Annotated in this window: 14 protein-coding genes; 10 read left to right on the forward strand and 4 right to left on the reverse strand. The window is 39.1% G+C overall.

Going from position 1 to position 13,468, the window contains the following annotated elements; translation table 11 throughout:
* Window positions 1-129 precede the first annotated feature (129 nt).
* From SD427_RS10230 to SD427_RS10240, 3 genes are all read left to right on the forward strand, one after another.
* Entirely contained in the window at window positions 130-1,590 is a 1,461-nt protein-coding gene (locus SD427_RS10230) for an LptF/LptG family permease (protein WP_320557692.1), read from the forward strand.
* A gap of 120 nt (window positions 1,591-1,710) precedes the next feature.
* Entirely contained in the window at window positions 1,711-2,499 is a 789-nt protein-coding gene (locus SD427_RS10235) for a hypothetical protein (protein ID WP_320557693.1), read from the forward strand.
* Window positions 2,500-2,624: 125 nt separating this feature from the next.
* A complete protein-coding gene (locus SD427_RS10240; protein WP_320557694.1) occupies window positions 2,625-3,284 on the forward strand; it encodes a hypothetical protein in 660 nt (219 codons plus the stop codon).
* Window positions 3,285-3,318: 34 nt separating this feature from the next.
* Here SD427_RS10240 and frr read toward each other — a convergent pair whose 3' ends face one another.
* Both frr and pyrH read right to left on the reverse strand, forming a co-directional pair.
* Window positions 3,319-3,873 (reverse strand): ribosome recycling factor, encoded by a 555-nt coding sequence (gene frr, locus SD427_RS10245; RefSeq protein WP_320557695.1) that lies wholly within the window; start codon window positions 3,871-3,873, stop codon window positions 3,319-3,321.
* A 141-nt stretch (window positions 3,874-4,014) separates the two neighbouring features.
* Window positions 4,015-4,722, reverse strand: a complete 708-nt coding sequence (gene pyrH / locus SD427_RS10250; protein ID WP_320557696.1) for a UMP kinase — start codon at window positions 4,720-4,722, stop codon at window positions 4,015-4,017.
* A gap of 469 nt (window positions 4,723-5,191) precedes the next feature.
* On the opposite strand from pyrH, the gene porQ reads away from it, so the two are divergent.
* From porQ to SD427_RS10275, 5 genes are all read left to right on the forward strand, one after another.
* On the forward strand, window positions 5,192-6,184 hold the full coding sequence (porQ, locus tag SD427_RS10255) for a type IX secretion system protein PorQ (protein ID WP_320557697.1): 993 nt from the start codon (window positions 5,192-5,194) through the stop codon (window positions 6,182-6,184).
* Window positions 6,185-6,309: 125 nt separating this feature from the next.
* Window positions 6,310-6,984: a (d)CMP kinase gene (cmk, locus tag SD427_RS10260; protein WP_320557698.1), complete on the forward strand. Its 675-nt coding sequence runs from the start codon at window positions 6,310-6,312 to the stop codon at window positions 6,982-6,984.
* 94 nt (window positions 6,985-7,078) lie between these two features.
* Window positions 7,079-7,423 (forward strand): YtxH domain-containing protein, encoded by a 345-nt coding sequence (locus SD427_RS10265; RefSeq protein ID WP_320557699.1) that lies wholly within the window; start codon window positions 7,079-7,081, stop codon window positions 7,421-7,423.
* Between the two features lie 76 nt (window positions 7,424-7,499).
* Window positions 7,500-7,808 carry a phage holin family protein gene (locus SD427_RS10270; RefSeq protein ID WP_320557700.1) on the forward strand — a complete coding sequence of 103 codons (309 nt, stop codon included), beginning with the start codon at window positions 7,500-7,502 and terminating at the stop codon, window positions 7,806-7,808.
* A 3-nt stretch (window positions 7,809-7,811) separates the two neighbouring features.
* Window positions 7,812-8,309, forward strand: a complete 498-nt coding sequence (locus SD427_RS10275; protein ID WP_320557701.1) for a phosphoribosyl-ATP pyrophosphatase — start codon at window positions 7,812-7,814, stop codon at window positions 8,307-8,309.
* 74 nt (window positions 8,310-8,383) lie between these two features.
* Here SD427_RS10275 and SD427_RS10280 read toward each other — a convergent pair whose 3' ends face one another.
* Window positions 8,384-9,109, reverse strand: a complete 726-nt coding sequence (locus SD427_RS10280) for an RNA methyltransferase (RefSeq protein WP_320557702.1) — start codon at window positions 9,107-9,109, stop codon at window positions 8,384-8,386.
* Between SD427_RS10280 and SD427_RS10285 the strand changes: the two genes are divergently transcribed.
* Entirely contained in the window at window positions 9,095-11,692 is a 2,598-nt protein-coding gene (locus SD427_RS10285; protein ID WP_320557703.1) for a BamA/TamA family outer membrane protein, read from the forward strand. The genes SD427_RS10280 and SD427_RS10285 overlap by 15 nt on opposite strands.
* 18 nt (window positions 11,693-11,710) lie before the next feature.
* Window positions 11,711-12,424, forward strand: a complete 714-nt coding sequence (locus tag SD427_RS10290; protein ID WP_320557704.1) for a methyltransferase domain-containing protein — start codon at window positions 11,711-11,713, stop codon at window positions 12,422-12,424.
* Here the strand turns inward: SD427_RS10290 and SD427_RS10295 are convergent.
* A complete protein-coding gene (locus SD427_RS10295) occupies window positions 12,421-13,455 on the reverse strand; it encodes a hypothetical protein (RefSeq protein ID WP_320557705.1) in 1,035 nt (344 codons plus the stop codon). The two genes, SD427_RS10290 and SD427_RS10295, sit on opposite strands and share 4 nt — an antisense overlap.
* Between the last annotated feature and the right edge of the window lie 13 nt (window positions 13,456-13,468).

Below are 13,468 nucleotides of genomic sequence, written 5' to 3' on the forward strand. Positions count from 1 at the left end.
GACGGAGAATAACCCTTTACAGAAGATATTTAAGAGTTTTACAGAAAACCTGATTCATTTAATTATAAAATTTCATAAAATATAGGAGCCGCAAAGGAAACTTTGTGGCTTTTTGATTAATTTTGGCAGATGTTTAAAATATTAGACCGGTATATTATAAAAACTTTCTTCGGACCGTTTATTTTTATATTCAGCGTACTGTTTTTCATATTTATTGTCAATATCGTGTGGGTTCAGTTGGGCCAGTTTATGGGCAAAGGATTAAGCTCATGGCAGATCCTGAAGCTGCTGTTCTATCTTGGCGTAAGTGTAATCAGCATGGTGTTGCCGCTTACCATTCTCCTGGCCAGTATTATGGCATTCGGGGAATTCGGGGAACGGTACGAGCTTGCTGCTATGAAAGCAGCCGGAATCTCTCTGACGCGTGTTATGCTTCCCCTGTTGGGCGTGACGGCCGCCATGGCAGTTATGCTTTACTTTTTTTCCAACAATATCATCCCGGATTTTCAGAGGAAAGCAAAGAACATGCTCTTTAATATTGCCCAGACAAAGCCGGCACTGAATTTTACTCCCGGGCAGTTTATTGATCAGATTCCTGGATATATGGTAAAGTTTGATAAAATCGTCGGGGAAAACGGCGAAAATATTGAAGGGGTCTTCATTCATAAAAAAGCAACCAGTTATGAAAATCAGCGGTCTATTGTAGCTGAAAAAGGAAGGTTTGTTCCTGCAGCCAACAAAAATTACCTGAAGCTGGTGCTCTATAACGGTTATGTCTACGAAGATAATTTTGCCGGGAAAAGTGAAAATGTCCGTTTAAAACAGCCGGACCAGGCGATTAAATTTGATTCCCTGATTTCTCATTTTGATGTCAGTGAAATTATCAACAGAGCCATTGAAGAAGAAAAAATAACGGACGATTATCGTTTCCAGACCTTTAACCAATTGAATACAACCATTGATAAAACCAAGAAGGACAATGATAAATTCTTTACCAATGTCAACAATGATGTGCTGAGCCAGACGAATTCCGTGATAGGCTATATGGATTCCAAACAGAACAGGTCAAAAGTAAAACCCAAACAGCTCCTGAAACTGGATACGCTTAAAAAGGAGAAGAAACTTGAAATCATCAGAAATGCGTACAGCAGGCTGGACAACCTGAAAAGCACACTGGATTCCAAAAACAAGGAAATTGATCCGGGGGTTAAATATTACGGCAAAGTGGTTATTTACCAGCAGCGGATTGTTACCTATTCATTTACGTGTATTATTTTCTTCCTGATCGGGGCCAGCCTCGGTTCTATTATCAGGAAAGGCGGTATGGGGCTTCCCGTCATTATTGCCATTGTTATTTTCATCATTTTTTATATCATCAATGTGGGGACGGAAAATATGTCATGGTCCGGTAAAATAAACCCTTATCTGGGTGCCTGGATCCCGAATATTGTACTCTTCCCGTTCGGAATCTGGATGACCTATAAGGCATTGACGGATTCCCAGTTATTTGATGCTGAAAAATACAAAGCACTATTTAAGCCGGTTACCAGATTGTTTGTTAAGAACAAAGAACATGAAAGATACCAGTAACAGATATTCAGAATAACGTTAGTTAAGACCCGGAAATTTCCGGGTCTTTTTTATGGTACATTAAAATTCTTTTTTATTTGAATATAAAAATTACCTTTGCCGCAATTTAAAGATCAACCTATGAAAAAACTATTACTTGTTGGATTGTTCAGCCTGGCGTCACTGAATGCGTATGCCCAGGATGAAAACACGGAGTACGAAATGAGAGCCGGCGAAAAGCCCGGTTATATTATTGATAAAAGCGGAAAGCAGATTGAAGGCATTGTGAGGCTGGCCGGCAGTGAGATGAGCCCATGGACCAATCAGAAAAAAGTGAAGTTTATTGCTGCTTCCGATATCGACAACTCTAAAAAAAGACAGAAATTCAAAACCCTTGATACGGATGACCTGAAGGGATACATGGCCATTGACAATAATACCGAAAGGCGTTTTGAGGCGGTTAAGTATACCAATACAAAAGAAGGATTCAATACAGCCAACGGAGGGCTTAGCGGTGGATTGAAAGCGTTTAACAACCTTACGAAAAGCACCCAGTTCGCAGAAGTTGTGGCTGACGGAAAAATTAAAGTATACCGATTATACGGTTTCCCCACTACTTTTTCAGCGGGCGGACAGGTTGACGTAGCGGATAAAGAAAATAAAAGAATGCGGGAAAACCCCTCTTATATCTATTCCAAAAAAGGAGGGAAAGCGGAAGAACTGACCCTGGCCAAGGCCAAGATGATCGTGGCAGACTGCCCTGTGGTAAAAGGGAAAATCGCAGCCGGAGAATACGGTTCTCTGAAAACCGACACCAAGCAAAGGTCCGGTTTAGGAAAATTCATCAAGAATGAAGTGGACAAAGCCATGTCTGACAACCTTTCTATTGTGAATGAAGTGATCTACGATTACAATGAGAATTGTAAATAACCAAATCAACCGTCAAAAAACATACAGAAAAACAGCCTCAACTATCGGGGCTGTTTTTTATTCTCCCTTCCTTTCCTTATTTGCACGTTTTTTGTAAAATACAGATAACCAAACCGATTATTTTTATGAAAACCTCACTTCTTGCCTTGAGCCTTATATTAATGATCTCATGCAAAAAGGAAACCCGCCCGGATGTTCAGAAAACTGATGTTTCAGAAGATGGTATATCCATGAAAAACAATCGTCGTACAGCATCGGATGACGCTATAAAATCTGTGGAAGACATTAAAAAAGAATATACTGAACTGAGCAGTCTTCTGGCTTCAAAAAAACTGGATTCCAGCAGCTTTACCTATTTTTGCAACGATAGAGAAGGTGAAGTAGTTTTGTATAAACAGAACGATAAAATCATGATGGTGAAGGATTTTTATTCTGAGCACAGCCATTTTTCTTCATCCACACAGTATTTTATTAAGAATGGCCAGGTCTTTTTCATTTTTCAGGATGAAACTTTGTGGAATTTTGACGGTGGCACTCCTGAGAAGCCGGAAACAAAAGACGACATTACAGAAAAACGGATGTATATATTGAACAATAAGATCGTGCAATGCCTGGAAAAAACCTATTCTGTGTATTCCAAAGGCAATAATCAGGATCCGGGCAAGATGGCCAGCCGGGAAACGCAATGCGATATTTCAGGACTGATGAAAAATTACCAGGCAATCATCAGGAATAAAGATAAAAAGGCGAGGCCGGCTGCCTGTAAAAATAAAACCGGCTCCTGAAAAAGAGCCGGTTTTTATATTCATGAACTGAACATCATACCTTCATGATTTCAGCTTCTTTCGTCTTAAGAAGGTCATCACAAGATTTCACATATTTATCCGTAAGAGTCTGAATATCTGCTTCCACGCCTTTGATGAGGTCCTCAGAAACGCCTTCCAGCTTTTTAAGTTCTTTAATACCGTTCTGTCTTGCGTTTCTTACCACAATTTTCGTGTCTTCAGTTTCTCCCTTAGCCTGTTTTGCAAGATCCCTTCTGCGTTCTTCCGTTAAAGGCGGAACATTAAGAATAATATTGATTCCGTTATTAGAAGGCGCGAAACCTAAATTTGAATTGATGATGGCCTTTTCAATATCATTGATTGCTTTGGAATCCCAAGGTTGAATAGAAATCGTCATTGCATCCGGAACAGATACATTCGCAACCTGGTTGATGGGAGTCAGTGATCCGTAATATTCCACCATAACATCCTGAACCATATTCGTAGACGCGCGTCCGGCCCTGATTCTCTGAAATGCATGATCAAGGTGCTTCACAGCTGCTTCCATGTCGTGTTTTACAGACTCTACTATAAGATCTAATTCTTCCATTATATAATAAAAATTTGATAGATTACACATTTATAAATAATTGGTGATAAGTAATAAGTGACAGATAATCTTAAGTTTCTGAAATTTAATCTTTACTTTAACCGGACTTAATTGCAGATTCCTGTTACCTGATGCTTAACATTACAAATCAACTAAAGTACCAACATTTTCCCCGTCTATGATTTTTTCCAAATTACCGATTTTGTTCATATCAAAAACAATGATCGGAAGCTTGTTTTCGTGGCTCAGCGTAAATGCCGTCATATCCATCACCTTAAGGTTTTTAGCATAGACTTCATCAAAAGACAGCGAATTGTATTTTACCGCATCTGCATTTTTTTCCGGATCACTGTCGTAGATTCCGTCTACCCTCGTTCCTTTCAGAATAACATTCGCATCAATTTCAATGGCTCTTAATGTGGCGGCAGTATCCGTTGTAAAGTAAGGATTTCCGGTTCCGGCCCCGAAAATAACTACCCGGCCTTTTTCAAGATGCCTTACCGCTCTCCTTTTAATGAAAGGTTCAGCCACTTTATCCATTTCAATGGCAGACTGGAGCCTTGTTCTGATGCCTGCATCTTCCAGCGCTCCCTGCAAAGCCATACCGTTGATCACAGTGGCCAGCATTCCCATATAATCGCCCTGAACGCGGTCCATGCCCTTTGCTGCGCCCGCAACACCACGGAAAATATTTCCTCCTCCAATTACAATAGCGACTTCACAGCCTTTATCCACTGCTTTTTTAATCTCATTTGCATATTCCTGCAGCCTTTCATTGTCAATACCGTATTGTCTGTTACCCATTAAGGCTTCACCACTAAGTTTGAGAAGGATTCTTTTATATTTCATCTTAAATTTTAAATAACTTTTTAGCTGTGTCAGTTTCGTGTAGAATTTGACTGTGCAAATATAATCATTAATAATATTCATTTTTGCATATCGATTATAAATTTTAAGAGCACCTTATTTACACGTTTGAGGTTTAGGATTCCGTTATACTTTAGCCATAACTGCAGTAATTCACTGCCTTTTCAGGAACAAATCCTCTTATTTCCTGTTTTATATAAAAAGTACCAGGATAAGATGTGATGTGATATAATGTGATGAGTTAAATTAAATCATTGTTAAACAATTGATTAAACAAATTTTACAATTATATGTACCCTAGAAATCAACTCTTTTTTAATGAATCAAAAAAGCCTTCTGAATTAAAGTAAGGCATCCATTGAAGAGGATTACAATATTTAATAACAAATAATGCGTGAAATATTTTGAAAAGTACGAAAAAGGATTATTTTTGCATTACTAATAAACTGAGTTGAAGAAAATTGTCATTTTTTCATTATTTCTGTCAGGAATTGTTTCTTATGCACAAACAGGAACAAACGTTTTTCCGTTTTTAAATCTTCCTGTATCTGCCAGACAGGCTGCTTTAGGCGGTGATGCCATTTCCATAAGAGATCATGATGTATCCTTTGCCATTGCAAACCCCTCTTTGTTAAATAAAGATTCTGATAACCAGCTTTCTTTAAATGCCAGCGCCTATCTTGCAGATTCCAAGTACGGGACCATTACTTATGCCAAGGACTTTGACAACGGCCACATGGCAACCGTCAATGCAAGGTACATGAACTACGGAGATATCCCCAGGACCGATGAAAGCGGTTTCGAAAACGGAACGTTCAATGCTTCTGATGTAGCCGTAGGGGCCGGCTATGCCTACCAGTTTGAAGAAGACTGGACCATCGGCGGAGGACTGAATTTCATTACCTCAAAAATCGACAGTTATACATCTTCCGCGATCTCAGGAAATGCTGGGGTTACTTACCATAACAGGAAAAATAAAGAAACGGCTTCCCTGGTATTCAGGAATTTCGGGTATCAGTTCAAATCCTTCAACGGGACAAGGGAAAACCTCCCGTTCCGCATTGATATAGGATATACAAAGACTTTAAAAGCCATTCCGCTGGCAGTTACCATTACGGCTCATGACTTACAGGAGTTTGATATTTCGTCTCCGTATAATGTAAACGGCCAGGAAGTAAATGCAGGCAGAAAGATTGCCGACCACTTTTCCCTGGGTGCAGAACTTTTCCCGGAAAAAGGTTTTAACATCAGGCTGGGATATAATGTGAAGAGAGGAAATGAGCTTGCGGTGGCAGACCAGAGAAACTTCTCCGGTATTTCTGCAGGATTCGGAATCAAGATTTCAAGGTTCCGTGTGGATTATGCCCATGTACGGTACCATAATTCTTCCAATGCCAATCAGATCGGGGTTTCTATAGACCTTACCAGCCGGGCCGGTGAATAAATCATTTGCGTACCGCCTCATCTGAATTTAGTTTAAATCAGAAAAAATGCACCAAAAATAAAAACGGCCTCAAGAAATTTCTTGAGGTTTTCTTATTTTTAAGAAAAATTCTTGAAATTTGCAGTATGAAAAAATCTGTTATAGCAATAGACGGCTACTCTTCCACCGGGAAAAGCTCAATATCTAAAATCATTGCCGAAAAACTCGGGCTTGTTCATCTGGATACAGGAGCCCTGTACAGAGGCGTAACCTGGTTTGCGCTGATGAACTGTCTTGATGAAGAAGGTAAGATTGACCTTAATAAGCTATTTTCATCATTCAGCCGGATTGATCTTGAGTTCAGGAATAACCAGGGTGAACTGATTCTTTTTCTTAATCAGGACGATATCTCAAAATCCATCAGGACGAACGAAGTCTCAGAAAACGTAAGCTTTATTGCAAAACAGAAAGAGGTAAGGGATTTTCTGCTCCGGTACCAGCGCAGCCTGGCAGATAACGGCGGGATTATCATGGACGGCCGGGATATAGGTACCGTGGTACTGCCTGGCGCCGATTATAAGTTTTTCATGACAGCCAGTATAGAAGAAAGGACAAAAAGGCGCTATCAGGAACTCATCAGCCTGGGTATTGAAGCGGATGAAAAACAGGTCATGGAAAACCTGATGATCCGTGATAAAATTGACAGCGAACGCGAAATAGCCCCGCTGAAACAGGCTGATGATGCGATTGTTATTGATAATACCAATCTTACCAAAAGAGAGACCATCGACGAGATTCTGTCCTATATCAGTAAGATTTAATATTTTTATAGGGCAGAAACCCCTTTTGGTATGTTAATTGTACATTTCACCACAAGTAAAAGCTAGTATTTATTAACTATTAAAAAAACAAAAAATGTCTAAGAAAAACAATACAGCAGGTGTTTTGGCAGGTCTTCTTGCAGGAGCCGCAGCAGGTGTTATTTTAGGAATGCTTTACGCTCCGGAAGAAGGTAAAGAAACAAGAAAAAAAATCAAGGAAAAGGCAGGAGATCTTAAAGATCAGGCTAAAAATAAGTACGGAGAAGTATCTGAGAAAGTAAAAGACCAGTACGGGAATATTTCTTCAACTTTTAAAGATACCGCCAGCAATGTAGCTCATACGGTAAAAGACGGATATGACAAATACAAAGATCAGATCGTTTCAAAAACTGCGGATGTAGTTAAAAATGTAGAAACTGAACTGAATGACTTAAAATAATAATTTATTCATATAAATTATCCAAAAGGAACTTTATAAACAAAAGTTCCTTTTTTTATAACTTTAAAGAAAAACAATGATTGAAACTTTAAAAGAATATGCGTCTAAAAGGATCGATCTCCTGAAAATTGAAGCTACTGAAAAATCTTCACTTTCAGCCGGAATGATTACGTATTTCGTTCTTATGCTGGTTGCGTTTAGTTTTTTTATCATCCTTTTTAATTTCGGGATTGCCTTCCTTATCGGTGAAGCATTGGGAAATAATTCTTACGGCTTCCTGATTGTAGCAGCTTTTTATATGCTGATCATGATCATCATTATGATATGTAAAAAGAGAGTTGTCAACTTTGTGGCAGACAAGGTTATTAAATTTTTAAATCATTAAACTATGGGCAGAAAGTATGATAGCTTAGAAGAATTAAGAAGAAAGAAAAAGCTGCTGAAAGACGAAGTCAGCGAGCTGGAAAATCTTCTTACATTCAAGAATACGAAAGAAAGCCTGAGTGCATTTACAAATGGTTTAACAGATCAGTACCTGCAGGAAAAAGTAGATGAAGACGGTGAAGAAAAGGTGGTTTTGAGAAAAGATGTGATCGCCAAGCAGATTTCGTCCGAAATCAAAGATGCCCTGATCAGTAAAAAAGCTGCCATGAGTATTGCCAATACAGCAATTAAAAGCGATGCTTTTGATACCCTGATCAAGCTGGGAGTCACTGCCATTGTAGGAAATTATGCCCGGAAAAGCCTGAAGAGTGCCAACTGGAAAAAGAAAATCCTGGGAACGGCAATGATTTACCTCGCCCCTATCGCACTGAGGTTTTTACGTAAAAAACTGGAAACATACCAGAAAAACAAAAGTGTTTCAAGCATGGAACAGTTAATCTGAAAGTCAGACTTAGATTTTAGAAGTCGATAAGATGATGTTTGATTGTAAACTGACTTCTAAAATCTAATGTCTTTCTATTCAGAAAACAGCTGGCCTAAAATAATTCCTGCAGCCATGGAGACATTGAGGCTTTCCGTAGAGCGGGATTTCCCGAATCTTGGGATCATCACACTTTTCTTTAAGTGTTTTTCTGTTTCCGCACGCATGCCGTTTCCTTCATTACCCAGAATAAGATTCATCTTTTCGGGTTTTTGGAAATTATAAATATTCTCCCCTTCCATATCGGTACCAATGTTTACATTTTCTGTTCCGGTTAGATACCCGGTTAAATCTGTATATATTACATTCACTCTGGTAAACGATCCCATACTGGCCATAATTACTTTTGGGTTATAAAAATCTACAGTATCTTCGCTGCAGATGATCTGCTCAATCCCGAACCAGTCTGCCAGCCGGATAATCGTTCCCAGATTGCCCGGATCCTGGATACCGTCCAGCACAAGCTGTATATTCCTGTCTTCGTATTTTACCGCTTCAGAAAGGTAGCAGACTGCTACGGAATCCTTAGGGTTCTGCAGGAAACTTATTTTTTTAAGTTCATTTTCAGAGATATGAATAACAGGGGCATCTGCACGTTCCAGCTTTTGCGGATCGGTAGAAAATATTTCTTTAATTTTAAAGTCAGAATTAAAAAGTTCGCTGATGATTTTGTTGCCCTCAACCAAAAACAAATTGTATTTTTGCCTGAACTTCTTTTTATCTAAAGACTGTAAAACTTTTATTGTATGAGCTGTAAGCATTATAAGAATTCTCCTCAAAAGTATTATAAAATTATATCATTTGCAACATTTGTAGGGCTCCTTTATGCTTGTAGTACCACTAAAAAAGTTCCGGCAGGCGACTTCCTGCTGACGGAGAACAGTTTTGAGTTTGAAGATAAAAAAGCCTTTTTCGATGGCGAGTTAAAAAATTATGTACAGCAGAAACCCAATAAAAGGCAGTTTCTCTTTATGCCGTTAAGCTTATGGCTGTACAACACTGCAGACCCGAAATATGATACGATCCTTAATGAATACATGACCTATCCTAATGAACTGAGAAACCAGAAGCTGAGGGATTCTCTTTTTGTTAAATACAACATGAAAAGCAGTGTCGGGAAAAGCCTCTTCTTTGACAGGCTGTACCACAGCTGGGGCTCTCCTCCGGTAATCCTTGACCAGACAAAAACAGATAAAAGCGCACAGTCCATTGAGAAAAGACTGACCTACCGGGGCTATTGGGATGCCGAAGTGAAGTTTAAGCATGATCTGGATTCTGTTTCCAAGAAAGCTGCCGTTACCTATTTTATCACACATAAAGATCCTACGTACATTAAAGAATACTATTATAATATACCGGATCCGGCTGTGAAAAACGTGTATCAGCAGAAAATCCATGAGAGCCTGGTAAAGCAGGGAGAAATCCTGGATCAGACCGTTCTGGAAAAAGAAGTGACCAGGATCAATGACCTGATGAGGGAATACGGGTATTATAAATTCAATAACCTTGGTGATGAAATTTATTTTGTTGCAGACTCTCTTAAGAGCAGGAAACAGGTTCCTGTAACCCTTGAAATCCACAAGGATTCTCTTAACTCTCCGTATAAAATAGCGACCATCGGCAATATTGATGTGGCTATTGTAGATGACAGCAAAGATTATCCGAAGAACACAAGAATGGACAGCCTGCGGGGCATCAGATTCCATAAAGCTAATAACCAATACGACACAAGGGCAATATGGAGGGCGATAACCGTTGGCTATAAGCAGGTGTATGATCAGAAAAAATTTGATCTCACTAAAAGAAACCTTCTGTCAATGAATAACTTCAGCATTTTAAAATCAAGGGATTCTTTGCGGCACGGCGGCGGCACGGCTCCTAACGACAGCATTATTGATGTGATATACGTACTGAAGCCACTGCCTAAATATGAACTGAAACTGGGAACGGATATCAATTATTCCCAGCTTTTGAATCTTGGAGTCTCGCCTTCTGTGGATTTAACAACCAGAAATATTTTCGGAGGCGCGGAAAACCTTTCCACCAGCCTTGCAGGGACCTTCGGATCGATCAGGAGTACAAAAGATATCGATAAAAGGGTTCTGGCGTACGAAATATCTGCCCAGGCCTCGCTGAATTTCCCAAGGCTGCTGCTTCCTTTTGATTATTATAAATTGCTGCCTAAAAGATACAGCCCTACTTCATCCATTGTACTGGGAGCTTCGGTACAGAACAACATAGGGTTAGGAAGGATCAATTTCAACACAGGGCTTAACTATCTGGCCACGGTCAATGATAAGGTATCCCACAGGCTTACGCTGTTCAATACCCAATTGAGCTTAACAAAGAATAAGGATGCCTATTATGATTATTTCGTGAATGACAAAGCAGTTCAGGAAGAGATTTTCAATGATTATTTCATATCCAATCCTTCACTGCAGCAACAGTTCAATTCCGGACAGCTAACCATAGATGAGGTTTCCCGGCTGATTACTTTAGATCTGAATTATGTGTCCAATCTTGATCAGGCAGGCGCCGACCGTTTTATTGCATTTGTCGGGACGCTGGTTAACAAAGACCGGCAGACCCAGGATGTCTTGATTTCTTCCTTTATCTACAATTTTGTGTATAACGAAATCGGGAATAAAGATTATCCGAACGCCTTTTATTTTAACGGAAAAGTGGAACTGGCAGGAAATATATTCAGCATCTTCAATCAGAAGACCAATGAAGGAGGGATCATTTCAAGTCCGGAAAAAACCATTTTCGGCGTTCCGTATGCCCAGTTTGTAAAATTTGACTTTGATGTCAGAAAATATTTCAAATTCAACAACAATACGCTGGTTCTCCGCCAGTTCCTGGGACTGGGGATTCCATATGGAAATTCGTCCAGCATGCCGGTAATACGCTCCTATTTTAACGGTGGATCCAATGACATCAGGGCATGGGTAGCTTTCGGAGGTCTTGGCCCCGGAGATTCCCAGATTGATGAAAGAGTACGTGCTTATCAGACGGAGAATATGAAGCTGACCACGAATATTGAATTCAGGGTTCCTTTCAGTGATATGTATGAAGGGGCCGTCTTTACAGACATCGGGAATACGTGGAGCCTGAAAAACGATAATGCAGGATCCGGGAACGAGTTTAAGTTCAACAGGTTTATAAGGCAGATGGGCGTCGGCAGCGGATTCGGATTGAGGGTAAACGTTGCCTATATTACATTGAGGGTAGATCTTGCCTATAAAATGTATGACCCGAACCAACCGGAAGGCGACCGGTGGAGGCTGAAAAACTTCCAGCCGTTTAAGCCTACTTTAAACATTGCATTCGGTTATCCTTTCTAAACCATATAAAAACAAACTATGAGCGATCAGTGGAAAAAATTTTGGGAGAATTATAATGTTATTGAGCCTGCCAGTGAGGATGATCTGTACATTCAAGTGGGTAAAACGGCCAACAGAGCACCGGTTTCAAAGGAAGTTCTTGCGGGTTCCGTCTATGATGTTGTGGAAAAATTAGAGTTGAGCAGTTCTGACATTCTTCTGGAAATGTGCTGCGGGAATGGTCTTATAACCTATCCTTTGTCTCAGACGGTAAAGCAGATCTATGCCTTTGATTTTACAGAAACGCTTATTGATGCGGCTTTAAAATATAAGGCTAATAAAAACATTGAATACGCAACAGGAAATGCCAAAGAAGATTTCACTAAAATTTTCAGGCACGAACTGCCGGTCATCCACAAGTTCTTGATTAATGATTCCACTGCTTATTTTTCTCCTGAAGAGCTTGAAAAAATTATTGAAAGGTTGCTTAAGATTTCAAAAGATTTTAAATTTTATCTTACCAACGTGCCTAATGATGAAAACAAATGGAATTTTTACAACACACCCGAAAGAAAAACCAATTATGAAAAAGCAGTTCAGTCAGGAGATATTTTTCTGGGAGGGATCGGGAGATGGTGGCAAAAATCTGAATTTATAACGATTGCTGAAAAATTTAATTTTAAAATTGAAATTTTTGATATGAACAATGAATATTCATACCGAATGGGGATCTTGCTGTCTGCACAAAACTAATTTCTGTACAGCGGAAAAAAAGTATTTACTGATTTCCAGATATTCATATAGGCTACCAGTTTATCATATTGTTCAATATTCGTAATATGCTTCCATACAGAAAACTGCAGCCTCTTTTTCGAGAATCCGGATTTAAAAAGGTAAAGATTGTCATTATCACGCCCCGCAAACCCGCCGCCCAGATGTAAAAAATGGAGATTTTTATTTTTTGCAATAATTCTTGCTTCATCAAGGATCAGTTTCATAGGCGCATCTTTTATACTGTCTTCCGCCGTGGTCGCAAGATGATACTGCATAATATTTCCAACTACAGTAAAAATTCCTCCCGCGACATACTGCCCCTCCTTTTCTGCCATCAGCAGGATAACTTCATAGTCGTCATTATTTAAAAATCCGTGAAAGTAATCCCTGTCGTAATAATACCGGTCAAAAGCACGCACTTTTTCCATGGTCTTGTAGTACATTTCAATAAAATTATCAATGTCTTCAGGATTTTTTGTTTCAACAATATAAAAATCACGTTCTCTTAAATATTTTATTTCATATTTAGTAGATTTTCTGTACTGCTTCACCTGTTCCTGCGTAGACTGATCTAAGTCTATGACCACTGTTTTATTAATGTCTGCCACTTCTCCAAAACCTTTAAAAAAAGTACTGTAATCACAAAGCGGATGCAGCCTTGAAAAAACAGAAACAACATCGTTTTTACGACAGAACTTAGAAAATTCATCATGAAAAAAAGAAAAATGCTCTTTTGATAAACCGTTAAATTCTTTATTTGAAATCGGACCGCAATATCCATATACTGAAGTGAGATCGAAATATCCTGTGTCTTCTATATTCCTTATCTTAAAAGGAAAAACAATCAATTCGTCATTAAATTCCGAAACCAGTAAAATAGAAGGAAAAGAACTTTCCAGCGAATGATAAAAATAAGTATGGTAGATATCGTAAAAGATGCACTTTTTAATGGTTCTATCCCAGCCCAGCTTATCTGTGATCTCGATAGTATAAAATTGTTGGACGTTCATATAGTATAGTCGT

Source organism: Chryseobacterium sp. JJR-5R (assembly GCF_034047335.1).
Classification (GTDB): domain Bacteria; phylum Bacteroidota; class Bacteroidia; order Flavobacteriales; family Weeksellaceae; genus Chryseobacterium.

Coding starts and splice junctions, on each gene's coding strand:
- SD427_RS10230 (WP_320557692.1), top strand. CDS start 130: ATGTTTAAAATATTAGACCGGTATATTATAAAAACTTTCTTCGGACCG.
- SD427_RS10235 (WP_320557693.1), top strand. CDS start 1,711: ATGAAAAAACTATTACTTGTTGGATTGTTCAGCCTGGCGTCACTGAAT.
- SD427_RS10240 (WP_320557694.1), top strand. CDS start 2,625: ATGAAAACCTCACTTCTTGCCTTGAGCCTTATATTAATGATCTCATGC.
- frr (WP_320557695.1), bottom strand. CDS start 3,873: ATGGAAGAATTAGATCTTATAGTAGAGTCTGTAAAACACGACATGGAA.
- pyrH (WP_320557696.1), bottom strand. CDS start 4,722: ATGAAATATAAAAGAATCCTTCTCAAACTTAGTGGTGAAGCCTTAATG.
- cmk (WP_320557698.1), top strand. CDS start 6,310: ATGAAAAAATCTGTTATAGCAATAGACGGCTACTCTTCCACCGGGAAA.
- SD427_RS10265 (WP_320557699.1), top strand. CDS start 7,079: ATGTCTAAGAAAAACAATACAGCAGGTGTTTTGGCAGGTCTTCTTGCA.
- SD427_RS10270 (WP_320557700.1), top strand. CDS start 7,500: ATGATTGAAACTTTAAAAGAATATGCGTCTAAAAGGATCGATCTCCTG.
- SD427_RS10275 (WP_320557701.1), top strand. CDS start 7,812: ATGGGCAGAAAGTATGATAGCTTAGAAGAATTAAGAAGAAAGAAAAAG.
- SD427_RS10285 (WP_320557703.1), top strand. CDS start 9,095: ATGAGCTGTAAGCATTATAAGAATTCTCCTCAAAAGTATTATAAAATT.
- SD427_RS10280 (WP_320557702.1), bottom strand. CDS start 9,109: ATGCTTACAGCTCATACAATAAAAGTTTTACAGTCTTTAGATAAAAAG.
- SD427_RS10290 (WP_320557704.1), top strand. CDS start 11,711: ATGAGCGATCAGTGGAAAAAATTTTGGGAGAATTATAATGTTATTGAG.
- SD427_RS10295 (WP_320557705.1), bottom strand. CDS start 13,455: ATGAACGTCCAACAATTTTATACTATCGAGATCACAGATAAGCTGGGC.